Source organism: Pseudomonas viciae (assembly GCF_004786035.1).
Lineage (GTDB): Bacteria > Pseudomonadota > Gammaproteobacteria > Pseudomonadales > Pseudomonadaceae > Aquipseudomonas > Aquipseudomonas viciae.
Map to the genome: position 1 here is coordinate 1,035,764 of NZ_CP035088.1, position 19,652 is coordinate 1,055,415.

Annotated in this window: 18 protein-coding genes; 13 read left to right on the forward strand and 5 right to left on the reverse strand. The window is 61.2% G+C overall.

Features of this window, described 5'->3' with window-relative positions:
* The first annotated feature begins 196 nt into the window (after window positions 1-196).
* From EPZ47_RS04530 to hisC, 10 genes are all read left to right on the forward strand, one after another.
* A complete protein-coding gene (locus tag EPZ47_RS04530; protein WP_135843711.1) occupies window positions 197-1,006 on the forward strand; it encodes an ATP-binding cassette domain-containing protein in 810 nt (269 codons plus the stop codon).
* A complete protein-coding gene (gene mlaE / locus EPZ47_RS04535; RefSeq protein ID WP_135843712.1) occupies window positions 1,006-1,803 on the forward strand; it encodes a lipid asymmetry maintenance ABC transporter permease subunit MlaE in 798 nt (265 codons plus the stop codon). Before EPZ47_RS04530 ends, mlaE begins: the two co-directional genes overlap by 1 nt.
* The gene (mlaD, locus tag EPZ47_RS04540) at window positions 1,803-2,270 is read left to right on the forward strand and encodes an outer membrane lipid asymmetry maintenance protein MlaD (RefSeq protein WP_135843713.1); all 468 of its coding nucleotides are present in this window, start codon (window positions 1,803-1,805) and stop codon (window positions 2,268-2,270) included. The genes mlaE and mlaD overlap by 1 nt, the downstream gene beginning before the upstream one ends.
* An 11-nt stretch (window positions 2,271-2,281) precedes the next feature.
* Window positions 2,282-2,935: an MlaC/ttg2D family ABC transporter substrate-binding protein gene (locus tag EPZ47_RS04545; RefSeq protein ID WP_135843714.1), complete on the forward strand. Its 654-nt coding sequence runs from the start codon at window positions 2,282-2,284 to the stop codon at window positions 2,933-2,935.
* 8 nt (window positions 2,936-2,943) lie between these two features.
* Window positions 2,944-3,249: an STAS domain-containing protein gene (locus EPZ47_RS04550; protein WP_135847949.1), complete on the forward strand. Its 306-nt coding sequence runs from the start codon at window positions 2,944-2,946 to the stop codon at window positions 3,247-3,249.
* A gap of 189 nt (window positions 3,250-3,438) precedes the next feature.
* Window positions 3,439-3,678, forward strand: a complete 240-nt coding sequence (locus tag EPZ47_RS04555; RefSeq protein WP_135843715.1) for a BolA family protein — start codon at window positions 3,439-3,441, stop codon at window positions 3,676-3,678.
* A gap of 22 nt (window positions 3,679-3,700) precedes the next feature.
* Window positions 3,701-4,966: a UDP-N-acetylglucosamine 1-carboxyvinyltransferase gene (gene murA, locus EPZ47_RS04560; RefSeq protein WP_025211869.1), complete on the forward strand. Its 1,266-nt coding sequence runs from the start codon at window positions 3,701-3,703 to the stop codon at window positions 4,964-4,966.
* Window positions 4,967-5,095: 129 nt separating this feature from the next.
* Complete coding sequence (gene hisG / locus EPZ47_RS04565; protein ID WP_135843716.1) at window positions 5,096-5,731, forward strand: ATP phosphoribosyltransferase; 636 nt, start codon at window positions 5,096-5,098, stop codon at window positions 5,729-5,731.
* A gap of 123 nt (window positions 5,732-5,854) precedes the next feature.
* Window positions 5,855-7,198: a histidinol dehydrogenase gene (gene hisD, locus EPZ47_RS04570; protein WP_135843717.1), complete on the forward strand. Its 1,344-nt coding sequence runs from the start codon at window positions 5,855-5,857 to the stop codon at window positions 7,196-7,198.
* The gene (hisC, locus tag EPZ47_RS04575; protein ID WP_135843718.1) at window positions 7,195-8,247 is read left to right on the forward strand and encodes a histidinol-phosphate transaminase; all 1,053 of its coding nucleotides are present in this window, start codon (window positions 7,195-7,197) and stop codon (window positions 8,245-8,247) included. Before hisD ends, hisC begins: the two co-directional genes overlap by 4 nt.
* Window positions 8,248-8,398: 151 nt before the next feature.
* On the opposite strand, the gene EPZ47_RS04580 is transcribed toward hisC, so the two are convergent.
* From EPZ47_RS04580 to algW, 3 genes are all read right to left on the reverse strand, one after another.
* Complete coding sequence (locus EPZ47_RS04580) at window positions 8,399-9,118, reverse strand: DUF4198 domain-containing protein (RefSeq protein ID WP_135843719.1); 720 nt, start codon at window positions 9,116-9,118, stop codon at window positions 8,399-8,401.
* A gap of 11 nt (window positions 9,119-9,129) precedes the next feature.
* A complete protein-coding gene (locus EPZ47_RS04585; RefSeq protein ID WP_135843720.1) occupies window positions 9,130-11,232 on the reverse strand; it encodes a TonB-dependent siderophore receptor in 2,103 nt (700 codons plus the stop codon).
* 159 nt (window positions 11,233-11,391) lie between these two features.
* On the reverse strand, window positions 11,392-12,552 hold the full coding sequence (gene algW / locus EPZ47_RS04590; protein ID WP_135843721.1) for a Do family serine endopeptidase AlgW: 1,161 nt from the start codon (window positions 12,550-12,552) through the stop codon (window positions 11,392-11,394).
* Between the two features lie 104 nt (window positions 12,553-12,656).
* Between algW and EPZ47_RS04595 the strand changes: the two genes are divergently transcribed.
* From EPZ47_RS04595 to cysN, 3 genes are all read left to right on the forward strand, one after another.
* Window positions 12,657-13,415: a Nif3-like dinuclear metal center hexameric protein gene (locus EPZ47_RS04595; protein ID WP_135843722.1), complete on the forward strand. Its 759-nt coding sequence runs from the start codon at window positions 12,657-12,659 to the stop codon at window positions 13,413-13,415.
* A gap of 252 nt (window positions 13,416-13,667) precedes the next feature.
* Window positions 13,668-14,585, forward strand: coding sequence for a sulfate adenylyltransferase subunit CysD (cysD, locus tag EPZ47_RS04600; RefSeq protein WP_003178041.1), 918 nt, complete (start codon window positions 13,668-13,670; stop codon window positions 14,583-14,585).
* Window positions 14,586-14,594: 9 nt separating this feature from the next.
* Window positions 14,595-16,493: a sulfate adenylyltransferase subunit CysN gene (gene cysN / locus EPZ47_RS04605; protein ID WP_135843723.1), complete on the forward strand. Its 1,899-nt coding sequence runs from the start codon at window positions 14,595-14,597 to the stop codon at window positions 16,491-16,493.
* Between the two features lie 118 nt (window positions 16,494-16,611).
* Here cysN and EPZ47_RS04610 read toward each other — a convergent pair whose 3' ends face one another.
* Window positions 16,612-17,520 carry an acyltransferase gene (locus tag EPZ47_RS04610; RefSeq protein WP_135843724.1) on the reverse strand — a complete coding sequence of 303 codons (909 nt, stop codon included), beginning with the start codon at window positions 17,518-17,520 and terminating at the stop codon, window positions 16,612-16,614.
* A complete protein-coding gene (gene pta / locus EPZ47_RS04615; protein WP_135843725.1) occupies window positions 17,521-19,620 on the reverse strand; it encodes a phosphate acetyltransferase in 2,100 nt (699 codons plus the stop codon). It lies immediately after the preceding gene.
* Between the last annotated feature and the right edge of the window lie 32 nt (window positions 19,621-19,652).

Sequence of the window (19,652 nt, forward strand, 5' to 3'; positions counted from 1 at the left end):
TTGTTCGAACGGTGCTCAAGGTTCGACTCAGCATGTGACCTTTTAGCTTAATCCAGGCTTAACGGGCGGGGCTTGGGCCTTGGGCGCTTCGCTGTTGCAGTGATATAGTTCGCCGCCGGTTCGCATGCCCGGCGGTCCCGGCGTTTGTCGGCTGGCCAGGGCATTCGAATGTGAGGCTGCATCGCAAGGAGTTTAGATGAGTGCCGACAACGCCTACGCGGTCGAGCTGAAGGGACTGTCCTTCAAGCGAGGGACGCGCAGCATTTTCAATGACATCGATATTCGCATTCCGCGCGGCAAGGTGACCGGCATCATGGGGCCTTCCGGGTGTGGCAAGACCACGCTGTTGCGTCTGATGGGCGCACAGCTGCGTCCCAGTGCCGGCGAAGTCTGGGTCAATGGCCAGAATCTTCCCGAATTGTCGCGCAGCGACCTGTTCGATGCGCGCAAGCACATGGGTGTGCTGTTCCAGAGCGGCGCGCTGTTTACCGATCTCGACGTGTTCGAGAACGTGGCGTTCCCGCTGCGGGTCCATACCGACCTGCCGCAAGAGATGATCCGCGACATCGTCCTGCTCAAATTGCAGGCGGTCGGGCTGCGTGGCGCCCTCGATTTGATGCCGGACGAGCTGTCCGGCGGCATGAAGCGCCGGGTCGCGCTGGCGCGGGCGATTGCCCTCGATCCGAAAATCCTCATGTACGACGAACCCTTCGTCGGGCAGGACCCGATCGCCATGGGCGTGCTTGTGCGCCTGATCCGCCTGCTCAACGATGCGCTGGGCATCACCAGCATCGTGGTGTCCCACGACCTGGCTGAAACCTCGAGTATCGCGGACTACATCTATGTAGTCGGTGATGGCCAGGTGCTGGGGCAGGGCACGCCCCAGGAGTTGAAGGACTCGGACAACCCGCGCATTCGCCAATTCATGAAAGGTGATCCGGACGGCCCGGTGGCGTTCCATTTTCCGGCCACGGATTACCGTACCGATCTGCTGGGGAAGCGCTGATGCGCAAGAAGTCATTGTTAGAAAGAATTCGCCTGTTCGGCCGTTCCGGCATCGACGTGGTGGCGGTGCTGGGGCGTTCCTCGCTGTTTTTGATGCACGCCTTGCTGGGGCGCAACTCGACGGGTGGCGGTTTCGGCCTGCTGGTCAAGCAGTTGCACTCGGTGGGTGTGATGTCCCTGGTGATCATTGTGGTCTCGGGGATCTTCATCGGCATGGTGCTGGCGCTGCAGGGCTTCAGTATCTTGTCCAGCTACGGTTCGGAGCAGGCGGTCGGGCAGATGGTTGCGCTGACTTTGCTGCGCGAACTCGGGCCCGTGGTAACCGCGCTGCTGTTCGCCGGGCGTGCCGGTTCGGCGCTGACGGCCGAAATCGGTAACATGAAGTCCACCGAGCAGTTGTCCAGCCTGGAAATGATCGGTGTCGACCCACTCAAGTACATCATTGCCCCGCGCCTGTGGGCCGGCTTCATATCCCTGCCGGTGCTGGCGATCATTTTCAGCGTCGTGGGAATCTGGGGTGGCTCATGGGTAGCCGTCGACTGGCTGGGGGTCTATGAAGGTTCCTACTGGTCCAACATGCAGAACAGCGTCGACTTTCTCGACGATGTGCTCAACGGCGTAATCAAAAGTGCCGTATTCGCTTTCGTGGTGACCTGGATCGCCGTGTTTCAAGGCTATGACTGTGAGCCCACGTCAGAGGGGATCAGCCGTGCCACAACCAAGACCGTGGTGTACGCCTCGCTGGCGGTCCTGGGCCTTGACTTTATTCTGACCGCCTTGATGTTTGGAGATTTCTGATGCAAAACCGCACCCTGGAAATCGGTGTCGGCCTTTTCTTGCTGGCTGGCATCCTGGCTTTGCTGCTCCTGGCCCTGCGAGTCAGTGGCCTGGCGCCGACGGCAAGCACCGATACTTATAAACTTTATGCTTATTTTGACAATATCGCCGGTTTGACGGTCAGAGCCAAGGTGACCATGGCCGGTGTAACCATCGGCAAGGTCACGGCAATCGATCTGGATCGTGACAGTTTCACTGGCCGGGTGACGCTGCAGCTGGAAAAGCGCGTGGATAACCTGCCGACTGACTCCACTGCATCTATCCTCACGGCTGGGTTGCTGGGCGAGAAATACATCGGGATCAGCGTGGGCGGGGAAGACAACCTGCTCAAGGATGGCGGGACCATCCACGATACGCAGTCGTCGCTGGTGCTCGAGGACCTGATCGGTAAATTCCTGCTCAATACCGTTAGCAAAGACGCCAAATGAGGAGCTTTTGAATGATCTCTATCTTGCGACGTGGCCTGTTGGTGTTGCTCGCAGCGCTGCCGCTGATGGGTAATGCCATGGCTGCGCCTTCGGCCCACGAAATCATCCAGGACACCACGACCCGGTTGCTGGCCGATCTTGCCGCCAACAAAGAGAAGTACAAGCAGGATCCGAGCGCGTTCTATAACGCGTTGAACGGTATCGTCGGCCCGGTGGTGGACGCCGACGGCATCTCCAAGAGCATCATGACCGTCAAGTACTCGCGCAAGGCGAGCCCTGAGCAGATGACTCGCTTCCAGGAGAACTTCAAGCGCAGCCTGATGCAGTTCTATGGCAACGCCTTGCTCGAATACAACAACCAGGGCATCACCGTTTCGCCGGCCAAGGACGAAAACGGCAACCGTACCAGCGTCGACATGCAGGTCAAGGGCAGCAACGGCGCGGTCTACCCTGTGTCCTACACACTCGAGAAAATCAACGACGAGTGGAAAGTGCGCAACGTGATCATCAATGGCATCAACATCGGCAAGCTGTTCCGCGATCAGTTCGCCGACGCGATGCAACGCAATGGCAACGACCTGAACAAGACCATCGATGGTTGGGCCGGTGAAGTCGCCAAGGCCAAGGAAGTGACCGAAGAAGCCAAAGAGAAGCAGGAACAATGATCGAGTCGGTGAGTGAGTCGGCCGTTCGTCTGGGTGCTGCCGGCGAGCTGATGCTCAGCGGCGTGCTGGACTACCGCACCGGCCCGGCCTTGCGCAAGCAGGGCCAGGCGCTGATCAAGTCCGCCAAGAACACCGAGCTGGTCATTGATTGCTCAGGCGTCGAGAAGTCCAGCAGTGTCGGCTTGTCGCTGCTGCTGTGCTTCATGCGTGACGCCAAGGCTGCCGGTAGAACGTGGAGCATCCGAGGGATGCCCGAAGACATGCGCGAGATTGCCCAGGTCAGTGAACTGACCGAGCTGCTTGTGCACCCCTGACCCCAACCTGTGAACGCCTGTGGCGAGGGAGCTTACTCCCATTGGGGCGAGTCCCCTCGCCACGAAGATGCGAGCAAGCCCAAGTGGGCAGCGTTACTCGTCAGAGTCCTGCTTCGCGGGGTTCGCAGGTGCGGGGCTTTTTTGTATGATGTGCGACCCGTGCGCACAGGGCGCCGATAGAGGTTGAGCATGCAGGCCGTAGAAGTGAAGAGCTTCCTTGAAGGAAAGCTGCCCGGAACTGTCATTGAAGTTGAGGGCGAAGGCTGCAACTTTCAGCTGAACGTGATTAGCGATGAACTGGCGGCATTAAGCCCAGTCAAGCGTCAGCAGAGCATCTATGCCCATTTGAACCCGTGGATCGCCGATGGCAGCATCCATGCGGTCACTATGAAATTTTTCAGCAGCGCGGCCTGGGCCGAGCGCACCTGAGCCCAAGGGCGTCGAGATTCTTATGGATAAACTGATTATTACCGGCGGCGTTCGTCTTGATGGCGAAATCCGCATCTCCGGGGCAAAGAACTCCGCCCTGCCGATCCTGGCCGCAACCTTGCTGTGCGATGGTCCGGTGACTGTGGCCAACCTGCCGCACCTGCACGACATCACCACGATGATCGAGCTGTTCGGTCGCATGGGTATCGAGCCGGTGATCGACGAGAAGCTCAGCGTCGAGATCGACCCGCGCACCATCAAGACCCTGATCGCCCCGTACGAGCTGGTGAAAACCATGCGTGCGTCGATCCTGGTACTGGGTCCGATGGTCGCTCGCTTCGGTGAGGCTGAAGTTGCACTGCCTGGCGGTTGCGCCATCGGTTCGCGTCCGGTGGACCTGCACATTCGCGGCCTGGAGGCCATGGGTGCGGTAATCGACGTCGAAGGCGGCTACATCAAGGCCAAGGCGCCTGAGGGCGGCTTGCGTGGCGCGAACTTCTTCTTCGATACCGTCAGCGTGACCGGTACCGAGAACATCATGATGGCGGCGGCACTGGCCAAGGGTCGCAGCGTGTTGCAAAACGCCGCGCGCGAGCCTGAAGTGGTCGACCTGGCGAACTTCCTGATCGCCATGGGCGCCAAGATCAGCGGTGCTGGCACCGACACCATCACCATCGACGGCGTCGAGCGTCTGCATTCGGCCACTTACAAAGTGATGCCGGACCGGATTGAAACCGGCACCTACCTGGTGGCTGCTGCCGTCACCGGTGGCCGCGTCAAGGTCAAGGACACCGATCCGACCATCCTCGAAGCCGTCCTGGAAAAACTCAAGGAAGCCGGTGCTGAAGTCACCTGCGGCGAAGACTGGATCGAAGTGAACATGCACGGCAAGCGGCCAAAAGCCGTCAACGTGCGGACCGCTCCGTACCCGGCGTTCCCGACTGACATGCAGGCCCAGTTCATCTCCCTCAACGCCATTGCCGAAGGCACCGGTGCGGTGATCGAGACGATCTTCGAAAACCGCTTCATGCACGTGTACGAACTGCACCGCATGGGCGCCAAGATCCAGGTCGAAGGCAACACGGCCATCGTCACCGGTACCGAGAAGCTCAAGGGCGCGCCAGTGATGGCCACCGACCTGCGGGCTTCGGCCAGCCTGGTGATCTCGGCCCTGGTTGCCGAAGGCGATACCCTCATCGATCGCATCTACCACATTGACCGTGGCTACGAGTGCATCGAAGAGAAACTGCAGATGCTCGGCGCCAAGATCCGTCGCGTACCGGGCTAGTTGTGGTTGCAGGGGCGCAGGGACGCGTCCGTTGATTTCGTTTCAGGTCGGGGGTGTCTACACCCTCGATGTGTGTCCGGCGCCGTTTGCGACCGGGCATGAGTACCTTGATAAGGACTGACGTTTCCCATGTTGACCATCGCACTGTCCAAGGGCCGCATCCTTGACGACACCCTGCCGCTTCTGGCTGAAGCGGGCATCGTGCCGACCGAGAATCCGGACAAGAGCCGCAAGCTGATCATCCCCACGACCCAGGCCGATGTGCGCTTGTTGATCGTGCGTGCCACCGATGTGCCGACTTACGTGGAACATGGCGCCGCCGACCTGGGCGTTGCCGGTAAAGACGTGCTGATGGAATACGGCGGCCAGGGCTTGTACGAGCCCCTGGACCTGCAAATTGCCCGCTGCAAGCTGATGACCGCCGGTAAAGTCGGTGCGCCAGAGCCCAAGGGGCGCCTGCGGGTGGCGACCAAATTCGTCAACGTTGCCAAGCGTTACTACGCCGAGCAAGGCCGTCAGGTCGATATCATCAAGTTGTACGGTTCGATGGAGCTGGCGCCGCTGATCGGCCTGGCGGACAAGATCATCGACGTGGTCGACACCGGCAATACCCTGCGGGCCAATGGCTTGGAGCCCCAGGATTTCATCGCTGACATCAGCTCCCGGCTGATCGTCAACAAGGCATCGATGAAAATGCAGCACGCCCGTATCCAGGCTTTGATCGATACCCTGCGCAAGGCAGTGGAATCGCGACACCGCGGCTGATTCACCTGCGCGACCTTGAGTCGCGCCCGTCTATCCGTGTCATAGCCAATTTTCTCAGGTGCCCACGCGAATGGACTGGTAGCTTAGGGCGCCTGAGCATTTGCCATTAATGAGGCCCTCGCTATGACCGCTCCCACTTCGATTCGCCGACTCAACGCTGCCGACCCGGATTTCGCACATCATCTGGATCATCTGCTGAGCTGGGAAAGTGTGTCTGACGACTCGGTCAATCAGCGGGTGCTGGACATCATCAAGGCCGTGCGCGAGCGTGGCGATGCAGCATTGGTGGAATTCACCCAGAAATTCGACGGCCTGCAAGTGGCGTCCATGGCCGACCTGATCCTGCCGCGTGAGCGTCTGGAGCTGGCCCTGACCCGCATCACCGTGCCTCAGCGCGAAGCCCTGGAAAAAGCCGCATCGCGGGTGCGCGACTACCACGAAAGGCAGAAACAGGAGTCCTGGAGCTACACCGAAGCCGACGGCACGGTGCTGGGCCAGAAGGTCACGCCGCTGGACCGCGCCGGCCTGTACGTGCCGGGTGGCAAGGCGTCCTATCCGTCCTCGGTGCTGATGAACGCGATCCCGGCCAAGGTCGCCGGCGTGACCGAGGTGGTCATGGTGGTCCCGACCCCGCGCGGTGAAATCAACGAGCTGGTGCTGGCCGCCGCCTGCATCGCTGGCGTGGACCGGGTGTTCACCATCGGCGGCGCCCAGGCCGTTGCCGCGCTGGCCTATGGCACTGAAAGCGTGCCACGGGTCGACAAAGTGGTCGGGCCGGGCAACATCTATGTCGCCACTGCCAAGCGCCACGTGTTCGGCCAGGTCGGCATCGACATGATTGCCGGCCCTTCGGAAATTCTCGTGGTGTGCGACGGCCAGACCGATCCGGACTGGATCGCCATGGACCTGTTTTCCCAGGCCGAGCACGACGAAGACGCCCAGGCGATCCTGGTCAGCCCGGACGCCGAGTTCCTCGACAAGGTGGCCGCCAGCATCGATAAGCTGCTGCCGACCATGGATCGCGCCGAGATCATCAACACCTCGATCAACGGCCGTGGCGCGTTGATCAAGGTCGAGAACATGGAACAGGCGATCGAGGTCGCCAATCGCATCGCGCCGGAACACTTGGAACTGTCGGTCGCCGACCCACAGGCCTGGCTGCCGCAGATCCGCCATGCCGGTGCGATCTTCATGGGCCGCCACACCAGCGAAGCCCTGGGTGACTATTGCGCAGGTCCCAACCACGTGTTGCCGACGTCCGGCACCGCGCGCTTCTCGTCGCCGCTGGGGGTGTATGACTTCCAGAAACGTTCGTCGATCATTTTCTGCTCCGAGCAGGGTGCGTCCGAACTGGGCAAGACCGCTTCGGTGCTGGCCCGTGGCGAATCGCTGAGTGCCCACGCCCGCAGCGCCGAATACCGCATTCTCGATGAACGCTCCATTGAAGAGCAGGGGAAACTGAAATGAGTAAATTCTGGAGCCCGTTCGTCAAGAATCTGGTGCCCTACGTGCCGGGCGAACAGCCGAAGCTGACCCGCCTGGTCAAGCTCAACACCAACGAGAACCCCTACGGGCCATCGCCCAAGGCGCTCGCGGCGATGCAGGCCGAGCTGAACGACAACCTGCGCCTGTACCCGGACCCCAACAGCGATCTGCTGAAAAACGCCGTGGCCCGCTATTACGGCGTGCAGAGCAACCAGGTGTTCCTCGGCAACGGTTCGGATGAAGTATTGGCGCACATTTTTCACGGCCTGTTGCAACACGACCAGCCGTTGCTGTTCCCGGACATCAGCTACAGCTTTTATCCGGTGTACTGCGGGTTGTACGGGATCAAGTTCGATGCGGTACCGCTGGATGCGCAGTTCCAGATCGACCCGGCAGACTACGCCAAGCCGAACGGCGGGATCATCTTCCCCAACCCGAACGCCCCGACCGGCTGCCTGCTGGCGCTGGAGGCGGTCGAGCAGATCCTCAAGGCCAGTCCGAACTCGGTGGTGGTGGTCGATGAAGCCTATATCGACTTCGGCGGCGAGACGGCCATCAGCCTGGTGGACCGTTACCCGAACCTGCTGGTGACCCAGACGTTGTCCAAGTCCCGCTCATTGGCGGGGCTGCGGGTGGGCCTGGCGGTGGGGCATCCGGACCTGATCGAAGCGCTGGAGCGGATCAAGAACAGCTTCAACTCCTACCCGCTGGATCGCCTGGCGAATGTCGGCGGTGCCGCCGCGTTCGACGACCGCGAGCACTTCGACCAGACCTGCCGGTTGGTCATCGAGCACCGGGAATGGGTCGTGGCGCAATTGCAGGCCAAGGGCTTTGAAGTGCTGCCCTCGGCCGCCAACTTCATCTTCGCCCGTCACCCCCGCCACGATGCGGCAGGATTGGCGGCGAAAGTGCGCGAGCAAGGGGTGATCGTGCGGCACTTCAAACAGGAGCGGATCGCCCAGTTCCTGCGAATCAGCATTGGCACGCCGGAGCAGAACCAGGCGCTGATCGAAGCCCTGGGTGAACTCTAAAAGCCCTGTGAAAATCCCTGTGGGAGTAAGGCTTGTCGGCGATGGTGGTGGTTCAGTCAGCATTTAAGTTGACTGACACTGCGCTATCGCGGGCAAGCCTTGCTCCCACAGGTCAATCTTTCCCACTGATTAATGTGCCTATCAGTGTGGGTTACTCGTGATGCTCTTCACCGAGGAATGTCAGCGAAGTAAACACCCCCCGCGTCGCCACGTCCTTGTTGTCCTTGAGCGCCATTTCCATCTGCGCGGCAATCACATTCAGCCCTTCATTGCGCACCAGCACCTTGGCCCGCCCTTCGGCATCGGTTTCAGTCGACACGGTGTTCGGCGCGCTGCGGTAATCGCCCACCAACTTCACCCCAGCCGCCGGTTTACCGTCGAGCAGTACCCGGACGGGCAATGACTGGCCCGGGCCTACGGTCAGTGGGTCGACTTCCGGCAGGATCAGAAACTTGACCTGATCGAGCTTGGGCAGCTTCGCCCCAGGCTCGTAGATCGCCAGGCTGTACTTGAAGGTGTGGGTTGATTCAATCGCGCCGGGTACCTTGCTGCGACCTTCGTTGATCCACTTCTTGTCGGCGGTCTGCGACCACATGCCGTTGTCCAGCGCTACCGCCATGACAGCCGGCGGCTTGAGGGGTTGCAAGCGGGCGTGGTCTGGCAGGCGCTCAACAGTCACCGGGATCATGTTGCCGCCCAGGTCATAGGCCCAGGCCCCGCTGATTTTCTGCGCCTTGAACGCGTTGTCTTCGGCGCCGTGGCCGTAGATCACTTCGATATTCCCGCGCCGTTGTTCGGTCCACAGGCCGTGGGCCGATACGTGTGTGGCCAGGAGCAGGCCGAGCAGGGCGAAGGTCTTGGGGTATTTCATGCTGACTTCCTTTACAGATCGAGGGTGAGGCTGACGGTAAAGTTGCGCGGCTCGCCGGGGGTGACCCAGTAGTTGCTGTAGGAGCGCTCGTAGTATTTTTCGTCGAAGACGTTGTTCAGGTTCAGGCCGACGGTGACGTCGTCGCTGGCCTTGTAATGGGCCAGTAGATCCACGGTGTGGTAGGCCGGCAGTTCGAAATCCTTGCCGGCTTCGCCCGAGCGATCCCCGACATAAGTGAACGCCGCGCCGACATCCGAGCCACGCAGATGTCCGTCCTGGAATTCGTAGATGCCGAGCAGGCTGCCACTGCGCTTGGCGACACCGAGGATCCGGCTGCCGGTGGGAATGGTTTCGTCACCCTCGGTCACTTCTGCGTCGATGTAGGCGAAGGCCCCGATCACCCGAATGGCGTCGGTCAGTTGCCCGGTCACTTGCAAATCGAAACCCTGGCTGCGGGCCTTGCCCATGGCGCGGTTGGTATTGGTAGCCGGGTCCAGCGCCAGGACGTTTTCCTTCTCGATATGAAACGCTGCCAGGGTGGTACTCAAGCGATCGTCGAGCAGTTCGCTCTTGATCCCCACTTCATAGCCGACACCTTCCTCCGGATCGAAGGTGGCGCCGCCGGCAGCCAAACCGTTGTTGGGCTTGAACGAGGTGGAGGCGTTGGCGAACAGTCCGACCTCGGGTGTCAGTTGGTACAGCAGGCCGGCCCGTTGGGTGAAGGCGTCATGACGTTGGCGGCTGGTGAGCTGTGTGGTGTGATCGTCGATGCTCTGCTCGAAATGCTCATAACGCACGCCGATCATCCCCCGCAGTTTTTCGGTGAAGACGATCTGGTCCTGGAGGTTCAGGGCCCGGCTTTGCACACGCTCGAAGAAGTCTGTGCCGGAAGGCGTGCCGGTGGGTTTTGGCTGGCCGTAGACCGGCTGATAGATATCGATGGGATAAGCGCCGGCGATGTTGGTCACGCGCTCGTTCTTGCGGTAATCCTCGTATTCAGTGCCGATCAACAATTCATGCTGCCAGGGGCCGAGGTCGAACAGCCCACGCAATTCCAGTTGGGTGATGCTGTCGTGCCAATTGTTGTCGCGCTCGCGGTAGCGGCGGTTCACCGTACGGCCGTCGGCGTTCAATGGCCGAGCTTCGGAAGCGAAGCCCCAGAGTTCGCCCTGCTTGTAATGGCTGGCCAGGCGCAGTTGCCAGGCGTCGTTGAGTTGATGTTCGAGGGCCGCCTGGAGCATGTTGTTGTGGTTGTCGATGTCGCCGTCGTTGGGTTCGCCCAAAAAGGTCGAGCGGGAAACGCCGCTCCAGCGGTTGTTCGGTGCGACGATGCCGCGGTCGAAGGTCGAGCTGTGGCGCACGATTTCGCTTTCCACCAGCAGGCGCGTGTCGGGGCTCAGTTGCCAACTGATGGACGGCGCGACGAAGACGCGCTTGCTTTCGACGTGATCGCGAAAGCTGTGATTGTCCTCGACCGCCAGATTGACCCGCGACAGCAGATTGCCTTCGGCGTCCAGCGGTGTGTTGACGTCCAGCGCGGTGCGGTAGCGATCCCAACTGCCGGCGCTGGTTTGCAAGGTGGTGAAGGCTTCGGGTTGGGGTTTCTTGGTGACGATGTTCACCGTGCCGCCCGGATCGCCGCGTCCATACAGGCTGGCGGCCGGGCCCTTCAACACTTCAATGCGTTCGATGTTGGCCGCGTCCGGCGTGCTCGGATAGCCCCGGTTGGCACTGAAACCGTCCTTGTAGAACTCCGAAGTCGTGAAGCCGCGCACGCTGTATTCATAGAGTGTCAGGCCGCCGAAGTTGTTTTGTTTCGATACCCCGCCGGCGTATTCCAGCGCCCGTTCGACGTTGGTGCTGCCCAGGTCCTTGAGGACGCTGGCGGGAATCACGCTGATCGATTGCGGGATGTCGCGCAGGGCCGTGTCGGTTTTGGTGGCGCTGGCAGAGCGGGTGGCGCGATAGCCCGTCACGGGGCCGGTGGGTGATTCGTACTCGGAGGTGACGCTGATGGCATCCAGTTCCAGTGGTTGGATTTCTTCGGCGTAGGCGGGATCAGCCAGCAGGCCGAGGGCCAGACTGGCGAAGGAAATCCGTTTCAGAGGCGGCATGTTATGTTGTTCCAATTCTTAGAATAGAAACAATATAACACTACTAATGAGAATTTATGCTATCTATAATTTCAGGATAAGTAGAGCCGGACGCTGTTTCTGTGGCAAGGGAGCAAGCTCCCTCGCCACAGGGGATTTTGGAAGGCTGTTATGACCGGCCTACTGTTCTTCCTTCACCGCCACCGGTGCCGGCGGTGGGCGCAGGCCTATTTCCGCGGTGAGCTTGAGCTCCTTGCCATTGCGCATCACCTGGATGGTGACTTTGTCGGTGGGCTTGATCCGCGCCACCTGGTTCATCGAGCGGCGACCATCGCCGGCCGGTTCGCCGTCGATGCTCAGGATCACGTCGCCCAGTTGCAGGCCGGCTTTTTGCGCCGGGCCGTCGCGGAAAATCCCCGCCACCACGATCCCGGGACGACCGGAGAGACCGAAGGATTCCGCCAGTTCCTGGGTCAGCGGCTGCACTTCAATGCCCAACCAGCCACGAATCACTTGGCCGTGTTCAATGATGGACTTCATCACTTCCATGGCCAGTTTCACCGGAATGGCGAAACCGATGCCCTGGCTGCCGCCGGACTTGGAGAAGATCGCCGTGTTGATCCCGGTGAGGTTGCCGTTGGCATCCACCAGCGCACCGCCGGAGTTGCCGGGGTTGATCGCGGCATCGGTCTGGATGAAGTCTTCGTAGTTGTTCAGGCCCAACTGGTTGCGCCCGGTGGCGCTGATGATACCCATGGTCACGGTCTGGCCGACGCCGAACGGGTTGCCGATGGCCAGGGTCACGTCGCCGATGCGGATGCTGTCGGAGCGGCCGATGGTAATGGCCGGCAGGTTCTTGAGGTCGATCTTCAGCACCGCGAGATCGGTTTCCGGGTCGCTGCCGATCACCCGGGCCAGGGTTTCACGACCGTCCTTGAGGGCTACCACGATCTGATCGGCACCGCTGGTGACGTGGTTGTTGGTCAGGATATAACCTTCCGGGCTCATGATCACGCCCGACCCCAGGCTCGACTCCATGCGCTTCTGCTTGGGCGAGTTGTCGCCGAAGAAACGCCGGAATTGCGGGTCTTCGAACAGCGGATGGCTGGGTTTGTTGATGACCTTGGTGGTGTACAGGTTCACCACGGCCGGCGCGGCGGTGGTTACGGCATCGGCGTAGGACACCGGCCCCTGTTGCACCGCCTTGGTTTGCGGCGCCTGCTGCAAGTTGACGTCGAGGCTCGGCAGCCCGACCCATTCCGGGTAACGCTGGATAATCAGTAGAGCGACAAGCACGCCGGCCAACAGCGGCCAGCCGGAAAAACGCAGCGCCTTGAGCATTAAGCACGTCCTACAAAGGTTGCAGGCGGGATGAGACCGCCCATAATGACGCGCATTATACGAGGCCGCGCGCGCCTCTGAACGGGATATTTAGGAGTCTTTTCATGGCCGTAGCCCTGAGCACCCTGGTCGAAGAAGCGGACCGTTACCTGGCAAGCAGCCGGATTGCCGATTATTGCCCCAATGGCCTGCAGGTCGAAGGCGCGCCCCAGGTGACGCGCATCGTCAGTGGCGTCACCGCCAGCCAGGCGCTGCTCGATGCCGCCGTAGAGGCCGACGCCGACCTGATACTGGTGCATCACGGCTACTTCTGGAAGGGCGAGAACCCCTGTGTCACTGGCATGAAGCAGCGTCGCCTGAAAACGTTGCTCAAGCATGACATCAGCCTGCTGGCCTATCACTTGCCGCTGGATCTGCATGCTGAGGTGGGCAACAACGTGCAACTGGCCCGCCAGTTGGACATCACCGTCGAGGGGCCGCTGGATCCGGAGAATCCCAAGATTGTCGGCCTGGTCGGTTCCCTGTCCGAACCGATGACGCCCCGGGATTTCGCCCGCAAGGTCCAGGAAGTCATGGGCCGCGAGCCGTTGTTGATCGAAGGCGAGCAGATGATCCGCCGGGTCGGCTGGTGCACTGGCGGCGGCCAGGGCTATATCGATCAGGCGGTGCTGGCCGGGGTGGACCTGTACCTCAGCGGCGAGGCATCGGAGCAGACCTTCCACAGCGCCCGGGAAAACGGCATCAGCTTCATCGCCGCCGGGCACCACGCGACTGAGCGCTACGGTGTGCAGGCATTGGGTGATTACCTGGCGCGACGCTTTGCCCTGGAACACATCTTTATTGATTGCCCGAATCCAATCTGACTAACGCTGAACTGAATGTGGGACCGGGCCTGTGGGAGCAACGCTTGCTCGCGATGACGTCGGCACATGCAACACTGCTATCGCGAGCAAGCTTTGCTCCCACAGAGTCTACGCGCAACGCCCGAACCACCAGGCATATCCATATGCTGTTTCGATCTAGTTGGCGCCCTGATTAGAAGAGGTCGCTGTGCTAGGATTCCCCGCTCGAACACGGCCCGCTGGCCGTTCATAAGAAAGTTTTCGTGAGTAGCCATGGTCGACAAACTGACGCATCTGAAACAGCTGGAGGCGGAAAGCATCCACATCATCCGCGAGGTGGCCGCCGAGTTCGATAACCCGGTGATGCTGTACTCCATCGGTAAAGACTCCGCCGTGATGCTGCACCTGGCACGCAAGGCGTTCTTCCCCGGCAAGCTGCCGTTTCCGGTGATGCACGTCGACACCCGCTGGAAATTCCAGGAAATGTACAAGTTCCGCGATCGCATGGTCGAAGAGCTGGGCCTGGACCTGATCACCCATGTGAACCCGGACGGCGTGGCGCAGGGCATCAACCCGTTTACCCACGGCAGTGCCAAGCACACCGACATCATGAAGACCGAAGGCCTCAAACAGGCTTTGGACAAATATGGTTTCGACGCAGCGTTCGGCGGTGCCCGTCGCGATGAAGAGAAATCCCGCGCCAAGGAGCGTGTGTATTCGTTCCGCGACAGCAAGCACCGCTGGGACCCGAAGAACCAGCGCCCGGAGCTGTGGAACGTCTACAACGGCAAGGTCAACAAGGGCGAGTCGATCCGCGTATTCCCGCTGTCGAACTGGACCGAGCTGGACATCTGGCAGTACATCTACCTCGAAGGCATCCCGATCGTGCCGCTGTACTTCGCCGCCGAGCGTGAAGTGATCGAGAAGAACGGCACGCTGATCATGATCGACGACGAGCGCATCCTCGAGCACCTGTCCGACGAAGACAAAGCCCGCATCGTCAAAAAGAAAGTGCGTTTCCGTACCCTTGGCTGCTACCCGTTGACGGGCGCGGTGGAGTCCGAGGCTGAAAGCCTGACGGACATCATCCAGGAAATGCTCCTGACGCGAACTTCCGAGCGCCAGGGCCGGGTCATCGACCACGATGGCGCAGGCTCGATGGAAGATAAAAAACGTCAAGGTTATTTCTAAGGGGTTGTCATGTCGCATCAATCTGATTTGATCAGCGAGGACATCCTCGCCTACCTGGGCCAGCACGAGCGCAAAGAGCTGCTGCGTTTCCTGACCTGCGGTAACGTCGACGACGGCAAGAGCACCCTGATCGGGCGCCTGCTGCACGACTCCAAGATGATCTACGAAGATCACCTGGAAGCGATCACCCGCGATTCGAAAAAAGTTGGCACCACCGGTGATGACATCGACCTGGCGTTGCTGGTCGACGGCCTGCAGGCCGAGCGCGAGCAAGGCATCACCATCGATGTCGCGTACCGCTATTTTTCTACCGCCAAGCGCAAATTCATCATCGCCGATACCCCGGGCCATGAGCAGTACACCCGCAACATGGCCACCGGTGCGTCCACCTGTGACCTGGCGATCATCCTGGTAGACGCCCGCTACGGCGTGCAGACCCAGACCCGTCGCCACAGCTTCATCGCCTCGTTGCTGGGCATCAAGCACATCGTCGTGGCCATCAACAAGATGGACCTCAAGGACTTCGACCAGGGCGTGTTCGAGTCGATCAAGGCCGACTACCTGAAGTTCGCCGAAGGCTTGAAGATGAAGCCTACCAGCATGCACTTCGTGCCGATGTCTGCCCTCAAGGGCGACAACGTGGTGAACAAGTCCGAGCGCTCGCCGTGGTACACCGGTCAGTCGCTGATGGAAATCCTCGAGACCGTGGAAGTGGCGGGCGACCGCAACTTCACCGACCTGCGTTTCCCGGTGCAGTACGTCAACCGTCCGAACCTGAACTTCCGCGGTTTCGCCGGCACCCTCGCCAGCGGCATCGTGCACAAGGGCGACGAAGTGGTGGTACTGCCGTCGGGCAAGAGCAGCCGGGTGAAATCCATCGTCACCTTCGAAGGCGAGCTGGAGCATGCCGGTCCTGGTCAAGCGGTGACGCTGACCATGGAAGATGAGATCGACATCTCCCGTGGCGACCTGCTGGTGCATGCCGACAATGTGCCGCCGGTGACCGACAGCTTCGAAGCGATGCTGGTATGGATGGCTGAAGAGCCGATGCTGCCGGGCAAGAAATACGACATCAAGCGCGCCACCAGCTATGTGCCGGGCTCGATTGCCAGCATCGTCAACAAAGTCGATGTGAACACCCTGGAAGAAGGTCCTGCCAGCGCGTTGCAGCTCAACGAAATCGGCAAGGTGAAGATCGCCCTGGATGCGCCGATCGCCCTGGACGGTTACGAGAGCAATCGCACCACTGGCGCGTTCATCATCATCGATCGCCTGACCAATGGCACGGTCGGTGCCGGCATGATCGTCGCCCAGCCGCTGGCTCACGGCAGCAGCACGCACCACGGCAAACTGGCCCATGTGTCGGTGGAAGAGCGCGCCCAGCGCTTCGGCCAGCAACCGGCCACGGTGCTGTTCAGTGGCCTGTCGGGCGCTGGCAAAAGCACGCTGGCTTATGCGGTGGAACGCAAGTTGTTCGACATGGGCCGTGCGGTCTTCGTCCTCGATGGCCAGAACCTGCGCCATGACTTGAACAAGGGCCTGCCACAGGACCGTGCCGGGCGTACCGAGAATTGGCGTCGTGCGGCCCATGTCGCGCGTCAGTTCAACGAAGCCGGCCTGCTGACCCTCGCCGCGTTCGTTGCGCCGAATGCCGAAGGGCGTGAACAGGCCAAAGACCTGATCGGCCGGGAGCGTCTGCTGACGGTCTACGTCCAGGCCTCGCCAACGGTCTGCGCCCAGCGTGATCCGCAAGGGCTGTACGCCGCTGCTGGCGACAACATCCCGGGCGAATCCTTCCCGTACGACGTGCCGTTGGATGCCGATCTGGTGATCGACACCCAATCGCTGACGCTGGAAGAAAGCGTCAAGCAGGTACTGGATCTGCTGCGCAAGCGCGGGGCGATCTAACCAACGCTGCTGTCAGTAAAAAGCCCGCAGGTGAGCAATCATCTGCGGGCTTTTTCATTTATCTGGACTTCAACGCGGTCAACTGTGGGAGCGAGCAAGCCCGCTCCCACAGGGGAAGTTAGTGGCGGTCTGGATACTCGCGATGCATCTGCCCAAGCAACGCATCCTTGTCCTGCCACAACTGGTTGATCCAGCCCTGGAACTCCAGGCGATACGCCCCGTCCTGGTCGTAGTTTTTCCCGATGAACTGCGGCGGGATCGGCAGTTCCTGGAAATGCACCACCACCTCATCCACGTTGCCGCAGAGCAAATCCCAATACCCCGGACGACCGCCCGGATAATGAATCGTCACGTTGATGATCGACTCCAACTGCTCACCCATGGCGTCGAGCACAAACGCGATGCCCCCGGCCTTGGGCTTGAGCAGGTAGCGAAACGGTGACTGCTGCTGGGCATGCTTGCCCTCGGTAAAGCGTGTGCCTTCGACGAAGTTGAAGATGCCCACCGGGTTGTTGCGAAACTTCGCGCAGGTCTTGCGGGTGGTTTCCAGGTCTTTGCCTTTCTTTTCCGGATGCTTCTCCAGGTAAGCCTTGGAGTAACGCTTCATGAACGGGAAGCCCAGTGCCCACCAGGCCAGGCCGATCACGGGCACCCAGATCAGTTCCTGCTTGAGGAAGAACTTCAACGGGCGGATGCGCCGGTTCAGCACGTACTGCAACACCATGATGTCGACCCAGCTCTGGTGATTGCTGGTGATCAGGTACGAGTGCTGGTAGTCCAGGCCTTCCAGGCCGCTGAGGTGCCAGCGGGTGCGGCGCAGCAGGTTCATCCAGGCCTTGTTGTTGCTGATCCAGGCTTCGTGGATGTGGCCCATCAGCCAGTCGGTGCAGCGCTGGGCGGCGGGGAAGGGCAGTAGCAGTTTGAAAATCGCCACGATGAACAACGGCGTGCAGCAGGCGATGGTGTTGAGCGCCAACAGCAGCGAGGCAATCACGCCGCGCAGTGGGGCAGGCAGGAAGTCCAGCATTTAAGTATCCATGGGTCGGTTGGCGGCTTGGATCGCGGTCAGGGCGATGGTGTACACGATGTCGTCGACCTGGGCGCCGCGCGGCAAGTCGTTCACCGGTTTGCGCAGGCCTTGCAGCATCGGCCCGAGGCTGACGCAATCGGCGCTGCGTTGCACGGCCTTGTGGGTGGTGTTGCCGGTGTTCAGGTCCGGGAAGATGAAGACCGTCGCGCGGCCGGCCACCTGACTGTTGGGTGCCAGTTGCCGCGCCACGGTTTCGTTGGCGGCGGCGTCGTATTGCAGTGGGCCGTCGATCAGCAAGCCGTGTTGCGCTTCATGGGCCAGCAGGGTGGCTTCGCGGACTTTCTCCACTTCCTCGCCACTGGCCGACTCGCCGCTGGAATAGCTGAGCATCGCCACCCGTGGCGTGATGCCGAACGCGGCGGCCGAGTCAGCGCTTTGCAGGGCGATTTCCGCCAGTTCCGCCGCGCTGGGGTGCGGGTTCATCACGCAGTCGCCGTAGACCAGTACTTCCTCAGGGAACAGCATGAAAAACACCGAGGACACCAGGGAGCAACCCGGTGCGGTCTTGATCAGTTGCAGGGCCGGGCGGATGGTGTTGGCGGTGGAGTGAATGACGCCGGACACCAGTCCGTCCACCTCATCGAGCGCCAGCATCATGGTGCCGATCACCACGGTGTCTTCCAGTTGCTGCTCGGCCATTGGCGCGTTCAGGCTCTTGCTCTTGCGCAGGCGTACCATGGGTTCGACGTAACGCTCGCGAATCGAATCCGGGTCGAGAATCTCCAGCCCTGGCGGTAATTCGATGCCTTGGGCGCGGGCTACGGCCTCGACGTCGGCCGGTTTGGCCAGCAGCACGCAACGGGCGATGCCCCGGGCCTGGCAAATGGCGGCAGCTTGTACGGTCAGCGGTTCGCTGCCTTCAGGCAGCACGATGCGTTTGTTGGCGGCCTGGGCGCGCTGGATCAGCTGATAACGGAATACCGCGGGCGACAGGCGCATTTCCCGTGGTGTGCCGCAGCGCTGATGCAGCCACTTGGCGTCCAGGTGGCTGGCGACAAAATCGGTGATGATCTCGGCGCGTTCGCGGTCGTCGATCGGGATTTCCTTGTTCAGGCCGTTGAGCAGGTTGGCGGTGTCATAGGAGCCGGTGCTCACCGACAGTACAGGCAACCCGGCCTGCAACGCGCCGCGACACAGGTCCATGATGCGCGGGTCGGGCAGCGTGTCGCTGGTCAGCAGCAGGCCGGCCAGCGGCACGCCGTTGATCGCAGCCAGGCTCACCGCCAGGATGATGTCGTCGCGATCGCCGGGGGTCACCACCAGCACGCCGGGCTTGAGCAGTTCCACGGTGTTGCGCATGGTGCGGGCGCAAATGATGATGTTGCTCATGCGCCGGGTCTCGTAGTCGCCGGCATTGAGCACTTGCGCGCCCATCAGGTCGGCTACGTCGCGGGTGCGCGGGGCGTTGAGTTCGGGGCGGAACGGGATGCAGCCCAACAGGCGGAAATCGCCGCTGCGCAGCAGGGGCGAGTGTTCCTTGAGGCGTGCGGAAAACGCCTCCATGCTTTCGTCGGTGCGGACCTTGTTCAGGATTACCCCGAGGACTTTCGGATCTTTCGGCCCGCCGAACAATTGCGCCTGCAATTCCACCCGGCCGGACAGCTCGGTCAGCACTTCGTTTTCCGGGGCCGACACCAGGATGACCTCGGCGTCCAGGCTCTTGGCCAGGTGCAGGTTGACCCGGGCGGCGTAACTGGCATTGCGGGTCGGGACCATGCCCTCGACGACCAGCACGTCCTTGCCGATGGCGGCCTGCTGGTAAAGGGTGATGATTTCTTCCAGCAGTTCATCGAGCTGGCCGTCGCCAAGCATGCGCTCGACGTGAGCCAGGCCCAGGGGTTGCGGCGGCTTGAGGCCGTGGGTACGGGCCACCAGTTCAGTGGAGCGTTCCGGCCCGGTATCGCCGGGATGGGGCTGGGCGATGGGTTTGAAAAAGCCGACTTTGAGCCCGGCCCGTTCGAGGGTACGCACCAGCCCGAGGCTGATGGAGGTCAGACCCACACCAAAATCGGTGGGCGCGATAAAAAAAGTTTGCATGCGGATTCTCTAAAGGTGCATGGCAAGGGCGA

Excerpts from the sequence above, each read along its gene's own strand:
- mlaE (WP_135843712.1), top strand. The coding sequence starts at position 1,006 with ATGCGCAAGAAGTCATTGTTAGAAAGAATTCGCCTGTTCGGCCGTTCC.
- hisG (WP_135843716.1), top strand. The coding sequence starts at position 5,096 with ATGTTGACCATCGCACTGTCCAAGGGCCGCATCCTTGACGACACCCTG.
- algW (WP_135843721.1), bottom strand. The coding sequence starts at position 12,552 with ATGCTCAAGGCGCTGCGTTTTTCCGGCTGGCCGCTGTTGGCCGGCGTG.
- mlaD (WP_135843713.1), top strand. The coding sequence starts at position 1,803 with ATGCAAAACCGCACCCTGGAAATCGGTGTCGGCCTTTTCTTGCTGGCT.
- cysN (WP_135843723.1), top strand. The coding sequence starts at position 14,595 with ATGTCGCATCAATCTGATTTGATCAGCGAGGACATCCTCGCCTACCTG.
- EPZ47_RS04530 (WP_135843711.1), top strand. The coding sequence starts at position 197 with ATGAGTGCCGACAACGCCTACGCGGTCGAGCTGAAGGGACTGTCCTTC.
- pta (WP_135843725.1), bottom strand. The coding sequence starts at position 19,620 with ATGCAAACTTTTTTTATCGCGCCCACCGATTTTGGTGTGGGTCTGACC.
- EPZ47_RS04580 (WP_135843719.1), bottom strand. The coding sequence starts at position 9,118 with ATGAAATACCCCAAGACCTTCGCCCTGCTCGGCCTGCTCCTGGCCACA.
- EPZ47_RS04545 (WP_135843714.1), top strand. The coding sequence starts at position 2,282 with ATGATCTCTATCTTGCGACGTGGCCTGTTGGTGTTGCTCGCAGCGCTG.
- EPZ47_RS04585 (WP_135843720.1), bottom strand. The coding sequence starts at position 11,232 with ATGCCGCCTCTGAAACGGATTTCCTTCGCCAGTCTGGCCCTCGGCCTG.
- EPZ47_RS04595 (WP_135843722.1), top strand. The coding sequence starts at position 12,657 with ATGGCCGTAGCCCTGAGCACCCTGGTCGAAGAAGCGGACCGTTACCTG.
- murA (WP_025211869.1), top strand. The coding sequence starts at position 3,701 with ATGGATAAACTGATTATTACCGGCGGCGTTCGTCTTGATGGCGAAATC.
- hisC (WP_135843718.1), top strand. The coding sequence starts at position 7,195 with ATGAGTAAATTCTGGAGCCCGTTCGTCAAGAATCTGGTGCCCTACGTG.
- EPZ47_RS04555 (WP_135843715.1), top strand. The coding sequence starts at position 3,439 with ATGCAGGCCGTAGAAGTGAAGAGCTTCCTTGAAGGAAAGCTGCCCGGA.
- hisD (WP_135843717.1), top strand. The coding sequence starts at position 5,855 with ATGACCGCTCCCACTTCGATTCGCCGACTCAACGCTGCCGACCCGGAT.
- EPZ47_RS04610 (WP_135843724.1), bottom strand. The coding sequence starts at position 17,520 with ATGCTGGACTTCCTGCCTGCCCCACTGCGCGGCGTGATTGCCTCGCTG.
- cysD (WP_003178041.1), top strand. The coding sequence starts at position 13,668 with ATGGTCGACAAACTGACGCATCTGAAACAGCTGGAGGCGGAAAGCATC.